This is a genomic window from Nocardia arthritidis, assembly GCF_011801145.1.
GTDB classification, from domain to species: domain Bacteria; phylum Actinomycetota; class Actinomycetes; order Mycobacteriales; family Mycobacteriaceae; genus Nocardia; species Nocardia arthritidis_A.
Window position 1 is genome coordinate 6,094,894 of record NZ_CP046172.1, and the last position, 22,243, is coordinate 6,117,136.

A 22,243-nucleotide genomic window follows, 5' to 3' on the forward strand; every position below is an offset into this window, starting at 1 on the left:
ATCGTTCACGGTTGACCCTGCGACTCGGCGCTGAGCAGCGGGACCCACATGCGCCGGGCCAGCGCGCCGAAACGGGTGGATTCGCCGGGTTCACCGCTGGGCGCCTGCGCCGCCATCAGGTCATCCAGGCGGGGCGCCGGACCCCAGACATAGCGCAGATGACGGTCGGTGTGGTCGCCGAACTGTGCGGGACCGTTCGGTCCGCCGTTGAATTCGCGTTCCGCGGCGGCGCACGCCTCCTCGACCGACGCGCCGCGGAAACGGCGCTCGGCGTAGACGGCGGTGGCGGTGGGTGCGACGGGCAGCGGTTCGGTCAGGCCCGCGTCGCGCAATCGCACCAGCTCGCGCAGCGCGGCCATGGCGGCGGGCACATCCGGCGCGGTGAGTTCGGAACGCCAAGCGGGACGGCCGAATTGGCCGCGGCCGGTGGTCACCGCGCGCCACGGCCGGTCCTCGGTGACGGCCAGCGCGAGCAGCGAAACCCACGCCGCGATGCGGTGTTTCGGCGCGAGCCGGGAAAATGTGGTGCGCACCAGCGTTTCCCCGCGCACCTCCGGCACCGTGCCGGTGAGCCTGCGGCCGTCGCCGAGATCGATGGCGATATCGACGGCGCGCGCCTGCCCCGCGTAATCGGCTCGCGCCGCCCGCACCAGCTTGTCGACGGTCTGCTCCACCTCGTCGAGCACCGCGCCGCCGAGGCCGAACGGCGGCAGCGTGCCGCGTCGCCATTCGGCCGCGCGCAGCGCACCGGGCTCCGCGCCGGTGAGCCGGGCGGCCAGCATGCGTTCGCCCAGTTCCCATTTCGCGAGGCCGTCGAGTTCGATGGGCAGCCGGTCGGCGATGTCCTCCTCGTGTTCGGGCACCCGGATGCCGAGCCGCTGCCACAGAAATGCTCGCACCGGATGTTCGGCGAACGAAATCAGTTCGGCCAGGCCGACATCCGCGGGCGCGACGGGAGGCAGCGGTTCCGGCAGGAATTCCGGCCGCAGCGCGGGCGGACGCCCGGCCGAGCGCGCGCCCGCGAGGGCGACGGCATCGAAGCTGAACGGCGCGTCGGCGCGGAAATTGCGACGGTCGAAGGCCTGCAACGGATGCCGGGTGACCACCGCGTCCATACCCGCCGCGCCGACGTGGGCGCGCAGCACATCCAGCAGTTCGGCCACCGGGATGGCGGGCGGGCGGTGCGCGCCGGTGACCGGATCGGCGCCGGTGTGCAGCAGCAGCAACTTCTCCTGGGCCGCCATGATCGCGTCGAGCAGCAATTGCCGATCCTCGCCGCGCGAATCCCGTTCCCCCAGTAGCGGTTCCCTGGCCAGCACATCGTCGCCGTCGACGCCGCCGGGGCGCGGGAACACATCGTCGTCGAGGCCGAGCAGCACCACGACCCGGTGCGGCACCGACCGCATCGGCACCATGGTGCACACGGTCAGTTCGCCGGTGCGGAAATTGGCCCTGGTCGGCCGGGCCGCGAGCCGATTGGCAAGCAGCACGGCGACATCCGGCAGCCGCAGCTGCGCGTCACCGGCGTGTTCGGTGGCCGCGGCGAGTTCGCCGCGCGCCTCGGTGCGCACCCAGGCCTGACTGGCGGGAACGTCGGTGAGCAGGTCGAGCGCGCGGCCGAGCACCTCGGCCCACTCGTGCGCCGGGCGCGGGCCGCGCAGATCGCGCAGGCAGACCGCGAGCCGGTCGACGAATTCGGCGAAGCGCCCGGCCAGGTCGACGTCGTTGCTGTCGACATCGTCGAGCGGGAGCACGAGATCGAGCCAGTCGTCGGCGGATTCGTCCGCGGTGACCCCGAGCAGGATGCGGTCGACGGCCGTATTGAGGGTGTTCTGCGCGAAATCGGCCAGCCCGAACGCCTGCCGCTGCCGCTGGCCGATCCCCCACCGGGCCCCGGATTCGGCGGCCCACTCGCGCAACCGCTCGATATCGTCGTCGTCGAATCCGCAACGGCGGCGCACCGTTTCGGCGGCGGCCAGATCGAGCACCTGCGTCACGGTGACGCGACCGTCGGCCAGTTCCAGCAGCGTGGCGATCACCGCGAGCAGCGGATTGGTCACGCCGCGCCCGCGATCGGCGAGCCGGACCCGCAGCAGATGCGCCGGATGCGCCGAATCCTGCTGCGCCGCGGGCTCTCCGGTCATGCGCTGGCCGAAGGCGGCCAGCACCAGCGGTGCGTAGGTCTCCACCTCGGGGCACATGATCAGGACATCGCGGGGTTCCAGCGTCTCATCGGCCGCGAACAGCCCGAGCAGACAGTCGCGCAGCACCTCCACCTGCCGGGCCGGGCCGTGGCAGGAGTGCACCTGAACGCTGCCGTCGCCGCGAATGTCGCGTGGCGGCCAGATATCGTCACGAATGCCCTGCTGTAGCGCCGCGAGCAAGGTCTGCGAATCCGGCTGCGGCACAAGATCATCGCCCGAAGCAGATGCCGCGGCCGGGGACGAAATCGCTTCGGCACCCGCGGATCGCCCACTGCCGCGATGGTGAATATCGATACCCCGCCCGGCCAACCGCTGCTGTAGTTCGCGTACATCCCGCCCCAACCCGGCCAGCAGCGGATGCCGCACCCGGGTCGCCGAGGCATCGGCCGAACGCGCCACCGCCACGGGCGAATTCGCCAGCTCGGCCCACATCGCCGGGCTCGGATGCGCCAACCACAGGTGCACATCCCGCGCCTCGGCCAGCGCGGAGAACACCGCGAGCTGATCGGCGGGCAGCCGCGTCACACCGAAAAGCGAGATCCGGCAGGGCAATTCCACCGAATCCGGTTCGGCCCGCAGCCGGGCGCATGCCGCGTCGAGTCGTTCCGCGGGGCTCGGCGCACCGATTTCGGCGCGCAGCAGCCGCCACAGCCGCGGCTGCCACCGCAGATCCTCCGGGATCGCGCCGCCCGCACCGTCGGTGTCGGCGCCCGCGACCCATTCGGTGATCAGGCCGGGCCGCTGCGCGGCGTAACTGTCGAAAAGCCCCGCGAGATGAGCCGCCGTCGCGTACCGGCGCCCGATCCGATAATCCTGTCCCGCAACCTGGTTCACGCCGAGATGCCGAGCCAGCACCGCGGCCCACGGCTCACCGACGCATCCGTCGAGCACCCGGAGCAGCGTCCACACCACCCGCTCCGGCGCCCACGGATCGTCTTCCGGCCGCATACGGTTCGCCGCGGCGAGCACTTCGGCCACCAATCCGGCGGGCGGCGGAAACGCGATATTCGCCGCGACGCCATCGCCGCGGCCGCCCACCCCGAGCACCCCGGACAGCCGCTGGGTGAGCCAGCGCTCCACACCCTTGGCGGGCACCGCGACCACCTCCGCCGCGAACGGATCGGCCAGCGGCGCCGACAGCAGTTCACCGAGGACATCGGCGAGGACATCGGCGCGCTCGGCACGGTGGATGTGCAGCGGCATCTGCGCCCTCTCGGTCGGTGGGTAGGGTGGGTCGGTCGGTCGACGGCTTCGCGCACGTTTATACGCGCAGCGATCGGTGCGCAACCCACCCACCCCGCTGCGCCGGCAGTGAATTGAGCCACACCCGAACGATTCGCACGGCCGTGTCACCGCGGTCGCGCGCACCGGATGTGCGACAGTGCTGAACCGGGGAGGAACGGGAAAGGCTGCACCGAAAGGCTGGTTTCGCGTTTCATGGATGCGATGGTGATTCCCCTGGTACCGAGAGGCGGATTCACGGTCCGCCGGGTCGGCGATCGCTGGGAGTTGGTCAACTCGCGACACTACGGCCGCACCGTCGTTCTACATTCCTGGCCCAGGGACAGACATGCGGAGGCGTTCGAGCACTGCTATCGGCTCAACGGCCGCACGGTCGAGGAACTGCGCGCCGCATTCCGCTGAGTACCAGGTCATGGCCCGCGAAAATGCCTGCGGCGCAAGGCGGGCACCGGCGTTAGCACAACGATCGGCCGAGCTCAAGACGTGCGTCCGCGATGCGGATGTGCCATCGTGGTCCCTCGTGCGTTACCCGTTGGTCGCCACCCCTCGCGTGGCCGCATCCGCCTGTGTCCTCGCCGCCGCCGCATTCCTTGCCCGAGCGTGCCCGCGCTGCTACCCGTCGCCGCCGCGGCGCCCGCGCTCAGCGCGGGCTGTATCGCCGGTTTCGACTGCGATATGAGCGCCCGCATCGCGAAGGTGAATTCCTTCCTGGACGGCAAGGATTCCGTCACCGGCTATGTGGTGCGCGACCGGGTGAGCGGCGGCGTATACGCCAATTCCAATGCGGAGAACCAGATCTGGACCGCGTCCACCATCAAGCTGGCCATCGCCGAGGACCTGCTGAACCGGCAGCGGGTCGGCGCGATCACCCTCTCCCCGGAGGACCGCACCGCGCTGGAGTCGATGCTGGCCACCTCGAACGACAATGCGGCGGACCGGCTTTGGAACAAATACGCCGGCCTGGACCGGATGGCGTTCAACAACGCGTTCCGCGCCAACGGTATGAGCGGCCTCGTCCCGCAGCCGACCAACACCGCGCTGTTCCCCGACTGGTCGTTCCAGAAGTGCACCGCCGCCGACCTGGACCGCCTGATGAACAACGTCCTCGATCACATGCATCCCGACGACCGCAACTACCTGCTGGACCGGATGCGCTCGGTGGACAGCAACCAGCACTGGGGCGTTTGGGGCGCGGGCGAGGCGATGCGGCCCGGACTGAAGAACGGCTGGTCCGACGAGCAGGGCGGCTGGGTGGTCAACTCGGTCGGCTTCGCGGGTCCCGGTGAGCGCTACACGCTGGCCATCATGACATCGATGGGCGACAAGGGCGGTTACACCGAGGGCTCCGATATCGACACCAAGGTCGCGCGGATGCTGTTCGAGGGCCGCTAGATTCGGCGCGGTCTCCTCGGAAAACGCTGCTACGCCGTGACTCTGCGCAGGTGTAGCGGCGCGCCGTCGCGCGGGAACGGTATCGAGCTGAATCCCCAAGGCATGCGGTAGCTTTCGGGGATCTCCCATTCGTAGTCGCGCAGCATCGCGGCCAGCACGGTCTTCACCTCGAACATGCCGAAATGCATGCCGATGCATTTGTGCGCGCCCGCGCCGAACGGTATCCAGGCCAGCCGGTGCGATTTGTCCTCGCGCCGCGCTTCGGTGAACCGCTCCGGATCGAATACCTCCGGCCGCGTCCACAGCTCGGGCAGCAGATGGTTCACCTGGTACGCCAGATCGATCTGGGTACCCGCCGGAATGAAGTGTCCCTGAATCTCGGTGTCGCGCACCGCCCTTCGGATCAGGCCGGGCACCGGCGGCATGAGCCGCAGGCTCTCCTTGATCACCAGGTCGAGCTGGGTCAGCCGGTCCAGATCGGCGATGGTGGGCGATTCGACGTCCAGCGCGCGCACCTCGGCGCGCACCCTGCGCTGCCATTGCGGATGTTTGCCGAGGTAGTAGGCGACGGCGGTGGCCGTTGTGGTCGTGGTGTCGTGCGCGGCCATGATCAGGAAGATCATGTGGTTCACCACATCCGCGTCGCCGAACCAGCCGCCGTCCTCGCTGCGCGCGTGGCACAGCCCGGAGAAGAAGTCGGGTGTTTCGGTGCGCCGTTTCTCCGGCAGCATGCCGGTGAAGTACTCCTCCAACACCTTTCGCCCGTGCAGCCCGGCGCGCCAGTGCCCGCCCGGCACCGAATGCCGGACGAATGCCAGCCCGGCGTGTGTGCAGGCCAGGAAGGCGTCGAGTAGTTCGCGCCGTCTGTCTCCCACCTCCACCGCCATGAAGATCTCGGCGGCGATCTCCAGCGTCAACTCCTTGATGGTCGGATACAGCCGCACCGTATTCGCGCGATCCGGCACCCATTTCGCGACACCCGCGCGCACCACCGGAGTCAGCGCGGCCAGATGCGCCTCCAGCCGTTCCCTGGTGAACGCCTGCTGCATGATCCGCCGATGGAATTTGTGTTCCTCGAATTCCAGCAGCATCAGACCGCGCCGGAAGAACGGACCGATGAAAAAGTCCCAGCCCTGGCCGAAATCGCGGCGGCGATGCCCGAGCACCTCATCGATCGCCTCCGGCCCCGCGACCATCGCCCCGTGCGCGCCGAACATGGTGTTCACGGTGACCGGACCGAAGCGGCGGTATCGGTCCATGAGTTCGGCGGGGCCCCAACGCAGATAGTGCAGCGTCCGGCCGAGATACGGCAGCCCGCCGTCGCCGCGCACCCGGGTGCTCTCGCTGCCCGCCGGCGGTGCGGCGAGCGCCGCGGGCCGATTCGGCACCAGCCGCAGCGCCAGATCGATCAGGTGCTCGCTCGGGATCTCGATCAGCGAGATGTTCTCGGAATCGGTGCGCACGCTGGGGTTTCGGTTGACGACACGGTCCCCGGCAACCACGGCAAACCTCCCTGAACGGCCGAAACCTATCGTATGCTCAATTTCACATTTGTTCGGTCACTTGGACGTAGTAAAAGGGCTCGCGCGACCATCGGTAATGGGGCCGACTACGGTTGGGCATGTCAGGAACGTTCGAGGGGTCCCAATCCCCGGTCATCGAGGAGCAGGACGATGAGCAACGAGTCAGCCGACGGCCGCCCGCAGCCCGCGGTGGCCGGACGCACCGGTAAGCACCGCGTCGTGATCATCGGCTCCGGCTTCGGCGGGCTGTTCGGGGCCAAACACCTCAAACACGGCGACGTCGAGGTCACCCTCATCTCCAAGACCTCCACCCACCTCTTCCAGCCGCTGCTGTACCAGGTCGCCACCGGCATCCTCTCCACCGGCGAGATCGCGCCCGCCACCCGGCTGGTGCTGCGCAAACAGAAGAACGCCCAGGTGCTGCTCGGCGAGGTCACCGATATCGACCTGGTCAACAAGACGGTCACCTCGGAGCTGCTCAACCTCGAGACCGTCACCCCCTACGACAGCCTGATCGTCGCCACCGGCGCGCAGCAGTCCTACTTCGGCAACGACCGATTCGCCACCTTCGCCCCCGGCATGAAGACCATCGACGACGCGCTGGAATTGCGCGCCCGCATCCTCGGCGCGTTCGAGGCCGCCGAACTGGTGACCACCCAGGAGGCGCGCGACCGGCTGCTCACCTTCGTCGTCGTCGGCGCGGGCCCCACCGGCGTCGAATTGGCCGGGCAGATCGCCGAACTCGCGGACCGCACGCTGGAGGGCACCTTCCACAACATCGATCCGCGCGACGCCAGGGTCATCCTGGTCGAGGGCGCGGGCGCGGTGCTCGGCCCGATGGGCCCGAAGCTGGGCGGCAAGGCGCAGCGGCGGCTGGAGAAGATGGGCGTGGAAATCCAGCTCAACGCGCTGGTCACCGATGTGGACGCGCAGGGCGTCACGGTGAAGGACGCCGACGGCACCATCCGCCGCATCGAGGCGTCCACCAAGGTGTGGTCGGCGGGCGTGCAGGCCAGCCCGCTCGGCAAGATGCTGGCCGAGCGGTCCGACGGCACCGAGGTGGACCGGGCCGGGCGGGTCGTGGTGGAACCCGACCTCACCATCAAGGGTCATCCGAATGTCTTCGTGGTCGGCGACCTCATGTCGGTTCCGGGTGTGCCGGGGCAGGCGCAGGGCGCGATCCAGGGCGCTACCTATGCGGCCAAGGCCATCAAGGCCGGACTGAAAGGTCAAGCGCCGCAGGAGCGTAAGCCGTTCAAGTACTTCAACAAGGGCAGTATGGCGACGGTGTCGCGGTTCAGCGCCGTCTGCCAGATCGGCAAGCTGGAATTCGGCGGGTTCATCGCCTGGCTGGCCTGGCTCGCGCTGCACCTCTACTACCTGGTCGGCTACCGCAGCCGAATCGTCACGGTGATCCAATGGTTCGTCACCTTCCTCGGCCGCACCCGCGGGCAGATGGCCGCCACCGAGCAGTGGGTGCTCGCCCGGCTCGCGCTGGAACTGGTCAACGCCAGCGGCCAGGAGGCCGACGAACTCACCGGCGCGCTCGGCGCGCCACCAGCGGATAACGGCCGCGCACCCGGGGCACGCACGTCGGACATGCGCGCGGGTTAATTCCGAGCCATCCGGGCGACCGCTCTGTGCGAATGCCGAAGGACAGATTGTCGTCTTTCGGACAGAAAGGTCGTTGATGGAAAGTTCTCGGGAGGGTGCACCCTTCTTCGGGCAATATCGGCGCCGGATGGTGGCCCTGGTCGCGGTCGCCGCGCTACCGGCTGCCGCCGCGCTGGCCGGTGCCGGGACCGCGGCGGCGGAGCCCGCCGCCGAATCGCCGTCCCCGTACTCCGCGCCCGCGCCCCAGAACGAGGCGGATCCGTTCGCCCCGTTGCTGATGACAGTGCCGGGGGTGCTGCTCGCGGTTCAGTCGATGATTCCCCAGCCACTGCCCGGAGTTCCGGTGGATCCACGCATGTACGACTCCGCCGCGGTCGCCGATGCTACCGAGGGTTCGGCACCCGCGGCTGATTCGGGTCCGGCGCAGGGCGACTCGACACCCGCCGTCGATTCCGTTCCGGCACAAGACCGCTCGATACCTGGCGTAGATTCCGTTCCGGCGCAGGACGGTTCGGCGCCCGCGGTCGATTCGGTTCCGGCGCAAGCGGATTCCGGTGCGCCCGTCTTCGTCGGCCGCAACTCGTCGTCCGGCATGCGCGCCATACCGGACGGCAGTGAGCTGGCACCGGTCGACCCGACCCGGCTGCATATGCCGGATCCGGCCACGGCCGCGCCGGTGGCGCCGATCGCACCGCCCGCAGGAAAGCTGCGGGCCGGTGACACCCAGGTCGACATCCCGGCATGGCTGCCCCCGGAACAGGCCGCGCAGGCCAACGGGGCCGCCGCCCGGACCGAGGCGGAGCTGGCCAGGACCCTCGACTCGGCCGGATTCGCGCCGAGCCGGTCGGACCGGATCGCCGCCCAGGCGCTCGGCACCGGCGCCGTCGGTGCCGCGGTCGGCGCCGGGGTGGTCAGCCCGCTGACCGTCGCCGCGGCGATGATGGGCGGATTCATCGGCGCCATGGCAGGTACCCCGTTCGCACCCGCGGGCTGGGTGTTCGGTCCGGTGGCCGGCGCCACCGCGGCCGCAACGCTGGTCACGGTTCCGGCCATGGCGGTCGGGACCGCGGTCGGCGCGGTGGTCGGCGGGGTCAACGGCTACCTGGCGCCGCCGGTGGGCGGCCCCGCGCAGAGCTAGGTTCGGCGTGTCGGGGCCGGACCGTTTCGTGTCGCGAAATCGGTCCGGCCCTTCGGTTTTCGGCAGCGAATTCCGTACTTTGCGCACATCGTGGGCGTTGGCCTGCGACGCAGTGGGTCAGCAAGATCAGTGCCGATCGACAGCTAATCGATGGCAATGTGAAAGGTGTTGCGAGACCCGGAATTAGACCAATCCGCCGGTCCGCCAGGTCCGAATGTGGGTCAGCGAAGGCCACTCCTCGGACGAAAGGTGATCTATGGGCACAGGCAAACACAGAGCTCCCAATCCGCAGCGGCAGAAGGTCGGTTCGATGGTCGCCGCGGGTGCGATGCCCCTGATGCTGGCGCTCGTCGGCACCGGAACCGCCAATGCGGCGCCGGCCACCGCGCCGACGGTCACCCAGCCGGATCAGCAGAAGCCACAGTGGCCCGCAGCGGATGCGCCCAACGTGCAGAAGTACGAGGGCCTCACCATCCCGGACAATACGAAGAGCTCGCTCCAGTGGTCCCGGTCCGTGCCGGACAAGAGCTATCTCGCGCCGGTAGGGGTGCTGCACGCACCAGGTCCGGTCGCACCGGTACCGCCGATCGCGCCGCCACCCGGCAAATTCCGCTTCGGCGACATCCAGGTCGACGCGCCGGACTGGATCAACCAGGAACAGGCGATCCAGATCAACGACAACGCCGCCGTCACCGAGGCCAACCTGGCGACCTTCCTGGATTCGATCGGCATGGAACGCAGCCGCTCGGACCGGATCGCCGGCCAAACCGTCGGCACCGCCGCCGTCGGCGCGCTGGCCGGAGCCGCCTCCGCGGCGCCGTTCGCGCTGACCTCGGCCGCCGTCGGCGCGGCGCTCGGGCTCGTCGTCGGGGTGCCGTTCGTCCCGGTGGGTATCGTCGCGGGTCCGGTGCTCGGCGCGGCCATGGGCGCGGCGGTGATCACCGTCCCCGCGGCGGCGATCGGCGCGGCGGCCGGTGCGGCCGTCGGCGCGGTCAACGCGTTCAACGCGCCGCCGCGAGTAGTGCCCAACGTTTGACGGTTTTCGACGGGGAGGCGGGGTCCCATCGGGGTCCCGCCTCTTCGTTGTAGGTGGTGCCGCACCCCGTCTGAAGAGTGCACACCCCGTACAACCAATGTGCGGTTCGAAGACAGGGTGCGACACCTAAACGCCACATGCCAACGCACCACGTGCCCACCTGGGGCAATCCAGTCGTCGTAGTGGCGCATCCACCACCCGGCGCACCGATCACTCCCCGAGCGCCGCTCCCACCCAGGTGGACAAGCTCCCGCCACCCGCGAGCGGCAACCGGCTCGCCCGCAATCCATCCGTCCAGCTCGCCCGGTCGTCCGGATAGACCAGTTCGCTCGCCAGCGCTCGCGGTGCCGTCAACGCATCGTCAACCGTTGTGCCGTAACCCAATTCGAGGCGATGACGCAGGAGCGGCAGTTCCCCCACATCGGCGGTCAGCTCACCGCGCCAGCCGCCGGAATCCTCCCCCACTCGACCGATCTGCACCCGCTCCCGCAGTCGCAGTCGCGAATCCAGCGCCAACCGCACCGTGGTTATGGCGCGATGCCGCGCGCCGCCCGCGATGATCGTCGGTTCCGGATCGAAATCCAATTCCGCGCCGGTGTCGAGTTCGAAATGCCAGTGCGCCAGGGAATCCGGGGTCGCGGCGCTGGGCAGCGCGATGGTGGCGGCGACAGAGCGCACGGTGAGACGTGCGCCCGCGCCGACGATTATCGCGATATCGAGTTCGTCACCGCCGAGCGGTGTGGCGGCGGTGCCGATCAGGTGCACCGTATCCGCGCCGGTGCGGCGGGCCGACAGCCCGCCGCACGCGTGGATCTGCGGCAGCGCGCCCTTCCGGGCGACGATCCGTAACTCAGTGCGCAACAGCGGATTCCGCGCCACTATCCGCTTCGGCGACGATCCGCAGCTGTTCGCGCACCCAGGCGAGCACCGGGGTGGCGGCCGGGTCCGCGGTGAGCGAGATCAGCGCGGTGGGTCGGCCGTCGCGGACCTTCGCGGCGTCGCGCTCCATCACGCCGAGATCGGCGCCGACGAGCGGGGCGAGATCGGTCTTGTTGACCACCAACAGATCCGAGAAGGTGACGCCGGGGCCGCCCTTGCGCGGCACCTTGTCGCCGCCCGCCACGTCGACGACGAAGATCTGCACGTCGATCAGGCCGGAGGAGAAGGTGGCGGTGAGGTTGTCGCCGCCGGATTCCACCAGGATCAGATCGAGCGGCGGGTTGGCCGCGATCAGGTCGTCGATGGCGTCCAGGTTCGCCGTGATGTCGTCGCGGATCGCGGTGTGCGGGCAGCCGCCGGTCTGCACGGCGGCGATCCGCTCGTCCGGCAGCACGGCGTGGCGGCGCAGGAAGTCGGCGTCCTCGGTGGTGTAGATGTCGTTCGTCAGCACGGCGAGGGACAGCTCGTCGCGCAACTGCCTGCACAGCGCGGCCACCAGGGCGGTCTTGCCCGAGCCGACCGGGCCGCCGATACCGATGCGCAGCGGCTCCCCCGGCGTGCGCACGCGCTTGGGGCGATCGTGCGAGTGATCGTGCGGTTCGCCGTCGATCAGATGCGGGGGCATTGGTGAATCTCCTTCTCTCGGTCGACGTGCGGCTCAGCTGGCGAACAGCGGTATGGCGCGGTCCAGGTGACGTTGGGCCAGCACGTCCTGCAGTGGGTCGGATAGGGCGGCCAGGCCGGTGACGGCCGCGGCGGCGGTGCGGTCGCACAGGCCGGTGAGCCGGAAGGTGCACGCGGCGATGGCGGCCGGGTCGAGCGCGAGCAGCCGCTGCGCCGCGGTGGCGGCGCCGGTGAGCGTGGTGTACACCACGATGCCCGCGAGTTCGGCCGGTGTCACCCCGCAGGCCGCACCGACCGCGCCGAATACCGTCGACAAGTGCGGCCTCACCCCCAGCTCGGACCAATCCCGTTGGGGCCAAAGCTGTTTCGCCAAGCGAAGCAGTCCCCGGCCCTGTGCGCGTGAGGCAGTGCGGGCACCGGGGGACGGCGTGCGCGCATCGGCCTCGGCCTCGGCGCGCGCGGGATCGAGTTCACCCGCGCACACCGCGGCCGCCAGCGACGCCGCCACCAAACCGGAGGTCTCGATGCGCCGCCGCAGATACAGTTCGACGGTCGCGATATCCCGGACCAGCCCCGAGGCCACCGCCTCCTCCACCCCGCCGGAATGCACGTGCCCACCGATCGGCAGCCGCGAATCCGCCAACGCCAGCAGGGTTGCCAGACTCGTCACACCCGAGGACGATGATGCGGCGAAGCCGACCGGCGACGGGTAAACACCGCTTTCACGCACCATCCGATCCTATGCCGCCAATTGTTGCGGATATGTTGCGTGTACTCGAGACCCCGCTGTCGACGGATCCGCGCCCGGCGCGTGGCTGCGGCATCGTCGGGTGGATCGCGGCCCCCGGCCACCGGCCTTGCCGACATCGGTGTCGGTCTACGCGGCCCGCGCAGACAGGTCGACAAGCTCGTCGGCTCACTGCGACTGCCCCGCTGAGCCCCTACTCGGCTGCCTCGGCGTCGAAATCGTGGAGCCCGTTCACCCGGGTGTTGTGTGCGGCCCTGACCAGCCAGACGCCATCCCGTTTCACCATGATCAGCGTGATCAAGCCGCCTCGGTCCTCCGCGCGAGCCGCGCCGGGCAGGCGGTGCTCCGGCCAGGTCCAGGTGGTATGGACCAGCGCGACATCCGGCGTGATCGCATCGATGCTCACGATCCGTTGGGAATAGTTCGACTTCTGGCGTAGCACCGACTCGGGAACGTCCTTGTGTCCCTGGACATTTTCCTCTCGGGTCCGCCACCAGATCCCGCGGTGGGTGATGAAATCCGCATCGTCGGTGAAGTATTCGCCCCACGCGTCCATCTCGTGCCGGATCCACAGCTCGGTCTGCCCGGTGAGCGCCGATCGGATGCTCAGTTCATCTTCCGTGTTCATACCTCGATCATGAAACCTCAACATTACTTAATATCAAGGTCGGCGGATCATGAACTCGCCGAACCGGATCCGGACCATGGCGTCAGCCGTGTCGCGCGCTCCATGAGGCGCTGGGCCTGGCCGCGGGTGAGGCCGGACCAGGCCTGGACCGCGCCGGACCACCACGGTGCGATTTCGCGCGGCCGCGCGACCACCGCGTGACACACCAGATCCGATGCCTCGTCTACGGTCAGGCCCGGCATCCGGCTGAAGTCGGTCGGCGCGCTCATCCTGGTGTGCACCAGCGGCATATAGATGGAACTGGTGGTGAGGCCGTCGGCGGCGATTTCGGCGGCGACGCTGCGCAGCCACACGTCGAACGCCGCTTTGGAGGCGCTGTAGGCCGCCCACTTCGGCATGGGCGGCATCAGCACGCCCCAGGTGGAGATGTTGACGATATGTCCGCGTCGGCGTTCGCGCATGGCGGGCAGCAGCGTGAGCATCAGGCGGACCGGCCCGAGATAGTTGACGTCGATGGTGCGGGTGAAATCGTGGAAGCGGTCGTAGGATTCGTCGATCGATCGGCGAATCGACTTGCCCGCGTTGTTGATCACCACATCGATGTGGCCGTGCTCGTCGAGCAGTTGCCTGGCGAGCCCCTCGACGGCCGCCATATCCGTCATATCGGTCGGGTACACCGCCGCCGTGCCGCCGTCGGCCCGGATCTCGGCGGCGACCGATTCGAGGTCGGCGGCGGTGCGCGCCACCAGCAGCACCGTCGCGCCCGCCGCGGCGAATTTGCGCGCACTCGCCTTGCCGATACCGTGCGACGCGCCGGTGACCAGCACGATGCGACCGGAAACCGCTGCGCGCAACGCCTTTTCCCGAGGCCGGGAGGTGGGGTAGAGCAGCCGGGTCGCAACCCGCTCGGCGAGCGGCCGACCGTTCGACGTCGGTGTGTCGTTCACGCTTAGACTCTATGCCCCGAGCACCGGTCGCACCTGCGCCTCGGCGGGAAAGATCACCCCGGAACACGACCCGATGCAGCCGCACTCATGGCGCGGCGGTCGCACGCTCGTACTCACCGATATCCTGCCTGGTCAGATAGGCGCAAATGCGCAGCCCATCGTCGGCCCGCCGAACCAGCAGATCGCTGCGCAGGTCCAATGTTTCGCCGGATCGGCTCAGCGAGAGCGTCCACCGCGCCGCCACCATCCAGTACTGTCCGCCGAAGTCCGTGACCGTTTGTTCGGCGAATTCGGTGCGCGGCACGGCCCAGGCCATAGCTCCGGCCCGTTTCTCCGCGGCGGCGAGGAATTCGGCGCGGCCGACGCAGCGCGCGGTATTCGGCGTCACCACCAGCAGTTGGTCATCGAAATAGCTTGGCAGCGCGGCGAAATCGCCCGCCTTCATGTTGGCGTCATACCGCAGGATGAAGGCCCGAACCGCGGAATCGTCATGCGAAAACATGACATCTAATTATATCGCGAAACCTCTCCCGAATGCGGGAGGCGCGCCGTGAGGCAGGACGCTTCACGCACCCAGTAGTCCTGCCCCACAGGCGATTCGGCGCCGGATATCCGGCGCCGCTACCCAGACCGATTACGCGCTATCCGCCGACGATGCCCCCGCAGTCCGACACCGGCGCCGTGGCATCCGGCCCGAGCGCGCGAAGACGCGCGGCGGCGGGCCGTTCTCCAGACGTCGATCGATCCGGTGCCAGCATGACCGAAACGGCTTTGTGCCGGATTGTCATTCGATCAACGCCGGCGCGCTCACCGTTCCGCGCGCGCGGCGAACCAGGTGACCACCGCCATGGCGGCGAGCACCACCGCACCCACCACGATCGCGACATGCATTCCGCTGACGAAGGATTCGCGGGCCGCGTGGATGAGCCCGGTATTGCCGCCCGCGGCGTCGATGGTCTCGCCGAGCGTCGCGCCGTACGAGCCGCCGGACCGGAAGACAAGCGCCGCAAGCGATCCCAGCAGCGCCAGGCCCAGCGCATTGCCCAGTTCGAAGCTGGTTTCGGAGATACCGACGGCCGATCCGGCCCGCTCCGGCGGCACCGCGGACACCGCGACATCCGACACCATGGTGAACGCGAGCCCGTATCCGACGCCGCCGACGACCGATCCGATCAGGTACCACGCCAGCCCGCCGTCCACGCCGACGCCGAGCAGCAGCAGGTTGCCGACGGCCGATGCGCTCAGCGCGAAGACGAAGGTGGCCCGCACCCCGAACCGCTGCCCGACCCGCGCGCCGAACATCGAGCACAGGAATACGACGACGGCTCCCGGAATGCCGAACAGCGCCGCGTGCAATGCGTCGCGCCCGGTCACCGATTGCAGGTAGATGCTGGTGAGGTAGCTCGTCGCGGCCAGCGACATCATGCCGGTCAGGCTGGAGCCGATGGCGACGGAGAACTGGGCCCGCCGGAACAGCCGCAGGTCGAGCAGCGGTTCGTCGATATGGGTTTGGCGGCGCACGAACGCCGCGAGCACCACGACGCCGATCACCCCGATGACGATCGCCAACGGGTCGAATCCCTCGGCGGCGGTGTGTTTGATCGCGTACACCACCGGCAGGATGCCGCCGATGGACAGCGCGACGCTCGGCAGGTCGAGCGGTCCGCGCACCCCGGACCGATGTTCGGGCAGCACGAACGGCCCGAGCGCGAGCAGGATCAGCAGCACCGGAATATTGATGAGAAATACCGAGCCCCACCAGAATTGGTGCAGCAGCAGGCCGCCGATCACCGGCCCGATCGCCGATCCGCCAGCGAAGAACGCGGTCCACACGCCGATCGCGGCGGCCCGTTCCCGCGCGTCCGGGAACAGGCTGGAGATCAGCGCCAGGCTGGACGGCAGCAGGGTCGCGCCGCCGATCCCCATCAGCGCCCTGGCCCCGATCAGCACCTCCGGATTGGGCGCGAGCGCCGCGACGACGGAGGCGATGCCGAATACGGTGGCGCCGGCGAGCAGGATGTTGCGGCGGCCGATCCGGTCGCCCAGGTTGCCCATGGTGATGAGCAGTCCGGCGATGAGGAAGCCGTAGATGTCGAGGATCCACAGCTGTTCGGCGGCGGTGGGGTCGAGATCGGCGGTGAGCGTCGGCAGTGCGAGGAAGAGCACCGAGATATCCATCGAAACCAGCAGCACGGGTAGCAGCAGCACCGCGAGTCCGAACCAGGCCCGGCGCGAGCTCGGCGCGGTGGGCGCCGCGGAACGCGCCGTATCCAGGTCAGTCATGCAATCCCTCTCATTGATTCCGTCGAGCCGCGTACGCCGTACACACAGATCCGGGTACAGTGTACGCACGAAGGCTCCGGAACGAAAGCGAGTCATAGGATGACTGAGTCGAAGCTCACCCGGGCGGCCATCGTCGATACCGCCATCACCCTCGCCGATACCGAGGGCCTCGACGCGCTGTCGATGCGCCGGATCGCCGACCGGATGAATGTCGGCGCGATGTCGCTCTACCGGCACGTCGCGAACAAGGACGAACTGCTCGCCCTGATGACCGACGAGGTGGCCAGACAAAATCCGTATCCGTCACCCGACGGTAAGGATTGGACCTGGCGCGACCGGGTCCGCATCGCCGCGGAGATCGATTGGGCGCTCTACCAACAACATCCGTGGGTGCTGCTCACCTTCGCCACCCCGCGCTACAGCTTCGGCCCGCAGAGCCTAGCCTGCCTGGCCTGGCTGGTCGAGGGCTTCCGCGAGCTGAACGTGTCCACCCGCGAGGCCACCACCATGTCGTTCACCGTCTGGAACTACATCTCCGGCGCGACGCTGCCGCATATCAGCGCGGCGCTCATGGCACGCAAGGAGATGAATCCGGAGGGCACGAACGGTTTGCGATCACTATTGGAAGGAAGATCACAGTATCCCGTTCCGGCGGCGCTGGCCGATCTCGACGGCGCGGGCGTCAGCGATCTGACCCAGGAAGACCTGCTCTTTCTCGGATTGACCGCGCTGTGCGACGGATTCGAGGCCCGCGCCGGTCAGCTGACCCGGGCGAACGACAGTTGACCTCTACTTAAGTCGAGGTTCAAGGATGGTGTCATGCATGCCATCCAGCTACACGCATTCGGCCCGGCCGAGAACCTGCGGTACGACCTCGTGCCCGACCCGCAGCCCGGGCCGGGCCAGGTTCGGATCGCCGTCGCGGCGGCCGGAGTCCATCTCGTCGACACCACACTCCGGGCCGGGCAGCCGGGGCCGTTCCCGCTGCCCGACCTGCCGACGATTCCCGGAAGGGAGGTCGCGGGCAGCGTCGACCGGGTCGGTCCGGATATCGATCCGGCCTGGCTCGGCAAGCGGGTGGTCGCGCACCTCGGGGCGGCCCCCGGCGGTTATGCCGAGCTCGCCGTGACGGAAGCCGCACGGCTGCACGAGGTTCCGGACGGCATGGCTGCGGCCGATGCCGTCGCGATGATCGGCACCGGGCGCACCACCCTCGGCATCCTGCAGTTCGCCGAGCTCGGACCCGACAGCGTCGCGATCGTCAGCGCGGCGGCGGGCGGTATCGGCACCCTGCTGGTGCAATACGCGAAGAACGCGGGCGCCTACGTCGTCGGGCTGGCCGGTGGACCCGCGAAAGTCGAACTGGTGCAACGCAATGGCGCGGACATCGCCGCCGACTACACCCGCGACGACTGGGCCGACACCGTGCGCGCCGCACTGGACGACCGCAGGGCAACCGTGCTGTTCGATTCCGTCGGCGGCGAATTCGCCAGGGCCGCAATCGATCTGCTAGGCAAAGGTGGGCAGCGCCTGGTGTACGGCTGGTCCGGCAGCGACGAGGAACCGCTGAAATTCTCCGAGACCGAACTGGCCGCCCGCGGCATCACCTCCGAAATCGTGCTCGGCCCCGCGATGCTGCGGCCGGTGGGCGGTGACATCCGGGTGCTGGAGGACCGCGCCATGGCCGAGGCCGCCGCCGGGCGGTTGCGCCCTGCGGTGCAACGGTTCTCGCTCGCCGAGGCCGCCGAGGCGCACCGCGCGCTGGAAACCCGCGCGACGGTCGGCAAGGTGGTGCTGGTGCCGTGAGCCGTTAATCCGTTGAGCCGACCCGCCCGGCTCCCCTACCGTCATCCGGTATGGGGATGAATACGCTGCTCAACGTCGTCGATGTCGAGGCGACCTGCTGGGACGGCCCCATTCCATCGGGCGCGATCCACGAGATCATCGAAATCGGGCTCACCGTGGTCGATTCTGCGGCCGGGACACGAATCGCCAAGCACCGCATCCTGGTTCGGCCGGAACGGTCCACGGTGAGCGAATTCTGCACCGAACTCACCGGACTCACCCAGGCCGAGGTCGATACCGGCATCTCGTTCGCCGAGGCCTGCCGCATGCTGGCCGACGAATACGACGCGCACGCCCGCCCGTGGGCCAGTTGGGGTGACTACGACCGCAAACAGTTCCTGCGCCAGTGCGAGAACACCGGTGTCGCTTACCCGTTCGGCCGCAGGCACACCAACGCGAAGCAGATCTTCGCCGAGGCGTACGGCCTGCGCAGGCGCCAGGGCATGGCGGGGGCACTGCATATCGCGGGGCTGCCGCTGGAGGGCCGCCACCACTGCGGCGCGGACGACGCCTGGAACATCGCCGCGCTCGTCCTCGATCCGAAGGTCCGCAATGCCTGGCGCACAACGACTTTCGCGACGTGACGGTCAGACCGTCGGTTCGCCGTCGACCACCGCGTAGATGAAGCCGTCCCAGCCTTTGCGACCCACCGTCTGCAGTACGGTCGCCGACGCGCCGATATCGGTGCCGAACAGCTCGATCACCTCGCGGCTCGCCTTGATCGCCGCATCGTCCGAATCGGCGTCGGCCACACCGCCATTGCGCACCACATTGTCGACGATGATCACCGAACCGGGCCGGGTCAGCCGCAGCGCCCACCGCACATAATTGCTGTTGTTGACCTTGTCCGCGTCGATGAACACCAGATCGAAGGGTTCCGGCTGCTCCTGCGCCAGCACGGGCAGCGTGTCCAACGCGGCGCCCACCCGGATCTCCACCCGCTCGCCGACACCGGCCCGGTCCAGGTTCTCCCTGGCCACCTCGGCATGCTTCTGCTGGTATTCGAGGGTGATCACCTTGCCCTTCTCCCCGACCGCCCTGGCCAGCCAGATCGTGCTGTAGCCGCCGAGCGTGCCGATCTCCAGCACCCGTCGCGCGCCCGCGGTGCGGGCGATCAGCTCGAGGAATTTGCCCTGCGCCTCGCTTACATCGATCGGCGGCAGCCCGGCCTCCGCATTCGCCTGCAGCGCCGCTTCCGTTTCCGGATCGGTCACCAGCGCGCTCACCACGTAGTCATCTACTTCAGCCCATTCGGTTCCGCTCATATCGGCAGTCTGCCATCCCACCCGCGGCGGATCGTTTTGAATTCGGTCACAGGCCAAGACCATCCGCGGCTCTTGCGGAATCGGCAGCTGTCCCGAATTCGGTCACAGGCCGAGACCACCCGCGGCCCTTGCGGAATCGGGAATTGTCCCGGGTCACAGGCATGAAACCGCCCCCGGCCCTTGCGGATCGGGGGCGGTTGAACCAACTACTGCTGGTAGCCGCTCGGCGGCTGCCACGGACGTCCGTGCGGATCCTCCGGACGATAGGCCGGGGGCGGGGGCGGCTGATAGGCCTCCGGCTGCTGGGCGGGCGGCTGCGGCGGCGTGGCATTCGGGACCTGCGGCACCTGCGGCACCAATCCCTCCACCGGCACCCGCGCACTGGCCTCGGCCGCACGCACCGCCCGCTCGATATTCGGATCCGACGAGGTGTCGAACCAATCCGCCACCTCCGAATCGTCCTCCGCGGCTTTGGTTTCCGCGCCGTCGGCAGTCGGCGGCTCGTACCGGAAGACGCCGTCCTCGCCCTGCGTGCCGAAACTCTTCGCGAAACCCTCCAGCGCCTTGCCGAAATCGCTCGGCACCAGCCACACCTTGTTCGCGTCGCCCTTGGCGACCAGCGGCAGGGTCTGCATGTACTGGTAGGCAAGCAGTTCCGGTGTCGGCTTACCGGATTTGATTGCCGCGAAGACCTTTTCGATGGCCTTTGCCTGGCCCTGCGCCTGCAGGTAGGCGGCGGCGCGCTCACCCTGTGCGCGCAGGATCCGGCTCTGCCGTTCACCTTCCGCGGACAGGATGGCCGCCTGCTTGGAACCCTCGGCGGACAGGATCTGCGCCTGCTTGGCGCCCTCGGCCGTCTTGATCTGCGATTCGCGGGTACCTTCCGCGGTGAGGATCATGGCCCGCTTCTCGCGGTCGGCCTTCATCTGCTTTTCCATCGACTCCTGGATCGACGGCGGCGGATCGATACTCTTCAGCTCGACGCGCGCCACCCGCAGGCCCCAGCGGCCGGTGGCCTCGTCGAGTACGCCGCGCAGCTGGCCGTTGATCTGATCGCGGGAGGTCAGCGTCTGCTCCAGGGTCATGCCGCCGACCACGTTGCGCAGCGTCGTCACCGTGAGCTGCTCGACCGCGGCGATGTAGTTGCTGATCTCGTACACCGCCGCCTGCGGGCTGGTGACCTGGAAGTACACCACGGTGTCGATGTGCAGGGTCAGGTTGTCCTCGGTGATCACCGGCTGCGGCGGGAACGACACCACCCGTTCGCGCAGGTCCACCTTGGCCCGCACCCTGTCCGCGAAGGGCACCAGGAATGTCAACTGGCCGGACACGGTCCGCGAATATCGGCCGAGCCGCTCGATGACCGCCGCCTCCGCCTGCGGAACCAGGGCGATCGATTTGAACACCACCACCACGACCAATAGGACAAGGACGGCGGCAACGATCAATACAGCCATTACGGCCCCTTCCAGACGACGGCGGTCGCGCCGTCGATCTTCATGACGTACACCGTTTCACCCTCCGGATACTCCTCCGTCGGATCGAGCGGCCGGGCGGTCCACACCTCACCGCCCAGCTTGATCCGGCCGCTGTGCTCGGCGACCCGTTCGAGCACCAGCCCCGACTTGCCGGTCAGCGCCGCGACATTGGTGGCGACCGGCGGCGGAGTTGCGAAGCGCCGCAACAGAACCGGCCGCACCACGAACAACAGCAGCAGCGAGGCCACCGCGAAGATCACCGCATCGGCCACCACCGGGGTGCCGGCGCCGAATCCGATACCGGCGGTTATGAGCGCGCCGCCACCGAGCATGAGCAAGGTGAAATCACCGGTGAGCATCTCCGCCGCCGCGAGCAGAGCTCCCGCGACCAGGAAAAAGATTGCGGCCACGAAAACCACTCTAGTGCGATGGCTCCGATCCCGGGCGCTAAGTTCGACCCGTGAGTTCCCGTGACAGGTACGGCGATATCTTCTCCGGCCATCCACGCAAACAGCGCCGCGCGGTGCCGACGGTGGTGGCGGAGCGGGATCTGGTCGTCGAGGATGCGGCGACCGGATTCTGCGGCGCCGTAGTCGGTTTCGAACGCAGCTACGACGGCGAGTTCGTGAAATTGGAGGACGCGCGCGGCGCGGTGCGGCTGTTCGCGCTGCGCGAGGCGGCCTTCCTGATCGACGGCGAACCGGTCACCCTGGTGCGGCCTACCGTGCGACAACCCAAGCAGCCCGCCCGTTCCGCCTCGGGCTCCACCCGGGTCGAGGGCCTGCGCGCCAAGGTCGCCAAGGCCAGCCGCATCTGGGTGGAGGGCGTGCACGACGCGGCGTTGGTCGAGCGGGTGTGGGGCCATGACCTGCGGGTCGAGGGCGTTGTGGTGGAACACCTGGAGGGTTTGGACAATCTGGCCGAGCGGCTCACCGAATTCGGCCCCGGCCCCGGCCGCCGGGTCGGCGTGCTGGTCGATCACCTGGTCACCGGGTCGAAGGAGACCAGGCTCAGCACCGGACTCGGCCCGCACGTGCTGGTCACCGGGCATCCGTACATCGATGTGTGGCAGGCGGTGCGGCCGTCCGCCGTCGGCATCGCGGCGTGGCCGGACATCCCGCGCGGCGAGGACTGGAAGACCGGGGTGTGCCGCAGGCTCGGCTGGGGCACACCGCAGGACGGGTGGCGGCGAGTGTACGACGCCGTCGAATCGTTCCGCGACCTGGAAACCCCGCTCATCGGCGCGGTGGAACGGCTCATCGATTTCGTCACCGAACCCGAGTGATTCCGGACGGCCCGACAAGATGCCGGAGCTCCACACCAGCCTCTATGCTCGG

General features: G+C 68.7%; 21 protein-coding genes. 9 read left to right on the forward strand and 12 right to left on the reverse strand.

All coding sequences use genetic code 11. From position 1 onward, the window contains the following. Positions 1–5: 5 nt before the first annotated feature. Positions 6–3,407: an exodeoxyribonuclease V subunit gamma gene (recC, locus tag F5544_RS27375; protein ID WP_167475844.1), complete on the reverse strand. Its 3,402-nt coding sequence runs from the start codon at positions 3,405–3,407 to the stop codon at positions 6–8. 243 nt (positions 3,408–3,650) lie between these two features. Between recC and F5544_RS27380 the strand changes: the two genes are divergently transcribed. Both F5544_RS27380 and F5544_RS27385 read left to right on the forward strand, forming a co-directional pair. Beyond that, a complete protein-coding gene (locus F5544_RS27380) occupies positions 3,651–3,848 on the forward strand; it encodes a hypothetical protein (protein WP_238846693.1) in 198 nt (65 codons plus the stop codon). A gap of 198 nt (positions 3,849–4,046) precedes the next feature. Beyond that, a complete protein-coding gene (locus F5544_RS27385) occupies positions 4,047–4,838 on the forward strand; it encodes a tat pathway signal sequence (protein WP_238846694.1) in 792 nt (263 codons plus the stop codon). Between the two features lie 29 nt (positions 4,839–4,867). On the opposite strand, the gene F5544_RS27390 is transcribed toward F5544_RS27385, so the two are convergent. Then, positions 4,868–6,340: a cytochrome P450 gene (locus F5544_RS27390; RefSeq protein WP_167475846.1), complete on the reverse strand. Its 1,473-nt coding sequence runs from the start codon at positions 6,338–6,340 to the stop codon at positions 4,868–4,870. 171 nt (positions 6,341–6,511) lie between these two features. Between F5544_RS27390 and F5544_RS27395 the strand changes: the two genes are divergently transcribed. The 3 genes from F5544_RS27395 (at position 6,512) to F5544_RS27405 (ending at position 10,149) form a co-directional block, all read left to right on the forward strand. After that, positions 6,512–7,975: an NAD(P)/FAD-dependent oxidoreductase gene (locus F5544_RS27395; RefSeq protein WP_167475847.1), complete on the forward strand. Its 1,464-nt coding sequence runs from the start codon at positions 6,512–6,514 to the stop codon at positions 7,973–7,975. 76 nt (positions 7,976–8,051) lie between these two features. After that, positions 8,052–9,113 carry a hypothetical protein gene (locus tag F5544_RS27400; RefSeq protein WP_167475848.1) on the forward strand — a complete coding sequence of 354 codons (1,062 nt, stop codon included), beginning with the start codon at positions 8,052–8,054 and terminating at the stop codon, positions 9,111–9,113. Between the two features lie 256 nt (positions 9,114–9,369). Continuing rightward, entirely contained in the window at positions 9,370–10,149 is a 780-nt protein-coding gene (locus F5544_RS27405; RefSeq protein ID WP_238846695.1) for a hypothetical protein, read from the forward strand. A 210-nt stretch (positions 10,150–10,359) separates the two neighbouring features. On the opposite strand, the gene F5544_RS27410 is transcribed toward F5544_RS27405, so the two are convergent. From F5544_RS27410 to F5544_RS27440, 7 genes are all read right to left on the reverse strand, one after another. Next, positions 10,360–11,010: an urease accessory protein UreD gene (locus F5544_RS27410; protein ID WP_167475849.1), complete on the reverse strand. Its 651-nt coding sequence runs from the start codon at positions 11,008–11,010 to the stop codon at positions 10,360–10,362. Then, positions 11,000–11,713, reverse strand: coding sequence for an urease accessory protein UreG (ureG, locus tag F5544_RS27415; protein WP_167475850.1), 714 nt, complete (start codon positions 11,711–11,713; stop codon positions 11,000–11,002). The genes F5544_RS27410 and ureG overlap by 11 nt, the downstream gene beginning before the upstream one ends. A gap of 33 nt (positions 11,714–11,746) precedes the next feature. Beyond that, a complete protein-coding gene (locus tag F5544_RS27420) occupies positions 11,747–12,382 on the reverse strand; it encodes an urease accessory protein UreF (protein WP_167475851.1) in 636 nt (211 codons plus the stop codon). A gap of 271 nt (positions 12,383–12,653) precedes the next feature. Continuing rightward, on the reverse strand, positions 12,654–13,088 hold the full coding sequence (locus F5544_RS27425) for a YybH family protein (RefSeq protein ID WP_167475852.1): 435 nt from the start codon (positions 13,086–13,088) through the stop codon (positions 12,654–12,656). A gap of 47 nt (positions 13,089–13,135) precedes the next feature. Next, the gene (locus F5544_RS27430) at positions 13,136–14,035 is read right to left on the reverse strand and encodes an SDR family NAD(P)-dependent oxidoreductase (protein ID WP_238846696.1); all 900 of its coding nucleotides are present in this window, start codon (positions 14,033–14,035) and stop codon (positions 13,136–13,138) included. Between the two features lie 85 nt (positions 14,036–14,120). After that, on the reverse strand, positions 14,121–14,537 hold the full coding sequence (locus F5544_RS27435; protein ID WP_167475853.1) for a DUF4440 domain-containing protein: 417 nt from the start codon (positions 14,535–14,537) through the stop codon (positions 14,121–14,123). A gap of 305 nt (positions 14,538–14,842) precedes the next feature. Continuing rightward, positions 14,843–16,318 carry an MFS transporter gene (locus F5544_RS27440; protein ID WP_167475854.1) on the reverse strand — a complete coding sequence of 492 codons (1,476 nt, stop codon included), beginning with the start codon at positions 16,316–16,318 and terminating at the stop codon, positions 14,843–14,845. Positions 16,319–16,417: 99 nt separating this feature from the next. On the opposite strand from F5544_RS27440, the gene F5544_RS27445 reads away from it, so the two are divergent. Genes F5544_RS27445 through F5544_RS27455 form a run of 3 tightly spaced genes read left to right on the forward strand, consistent with a single transcriptional unit; the run spans position 16,418 to position 18,747 of the window. After that, entirely contained in the window at positions 16,418–17,104 is a 687-nt protein-coding gene (locus F5544_RS27445; RefSeq protein WP_167475855.1) for a TetR/AcrR family transcriptional regulator, read from the forward strand. A gap of 33 nt (positions 17,105–17,137) precedes the next feature. Beyond that, complete coding sequence (locus tag F5544_RS27450; RefSeq protein WP_167475856.1) at positions 17,138–18,124, forward strand: zinc-binding dehydrogenase; 987 nt, start codon at positions 17,138–17,140, stop codon at positions 18,122–18,124. A 50-nt stretch (positions 18,125–18,174) separates the two neighbouring features. Further along, positions 18,175–18,747, forward strand: a complete 573-nt coding sequence (locus tag F5544_RS27455; RefSeq protein ID WP_167475857.1) for a 3'-5' exonuclease — start codon at positions 18,175–18,177, stop codon at positions 18,745–18,747. 3 nt (positions 18,748–18,750) lie between these two features. On the opposite strand, the gene F5544_RS27460 is transcribed toward F5544_RS27455, so the two are convergent. The 3 genes from F5544_RS27460 to F5544_RS27470 all read right to left on the reverse strand — a co-directional run bounded on the left by F5544_RS27460 (position 18,751) and on the right by F5544_RS27470 (position 21,316). Continuing rightward, positions 18,751–19,428, reverse strand: a complete 678-nt coding sequence (locus tag F5544_RS27460) for an O-methyltransferase (protein WP_167475858.1) — start codon at positions 19,426–19,428, stop codon at positions 18,751–18,753. 206 nt (positions 19,429–19,634) lie between these two features. After that, positions 19,635–20,885: an SPFH domain-containing protein gene (locus F5544_RS27465; protein ID WP_167475859.1), complete on the reverse strand. Its 1,251-nt coding sequence runs from the start codon at positions 20,883–20,885 to the stop codon at positions 19,635–19,637. Beyond that, the gene (locus F5544_RS27470) at positions 20,885–21,316 is read right to left on the reverse strand and encodes an NfeD family protein (RefSeq protein WP_167475860.1); all 432 of its coding nucleotides are present in this window, start codon (positions 21,314–21,316) and stop codon (positions 20,885–20,887) included. Before F5544_RS27470 ends, F5544_RS27465 begins: the two co-directional genes overlap by 1 nt. A 50-nt stretch (positions 21,317–21,366) precedes the next feature. Between F5544_RS27470 and F5544_RS27475 the strand changes: the two genes are divergently transcribed. Next, positions 21,367–22,191 (forward strand): DUF3097 domain-containing protein, encoded by an 825-nt coding sequence (locus tag F5544_RS27475; protein ID WP_167475861.1) that lies wholly within the window; start codon positions 21,367–21,369, stop codon positions 22,189–22,191. Positions 22,192–22,243 lie beyond the last annotated feature (52 nt).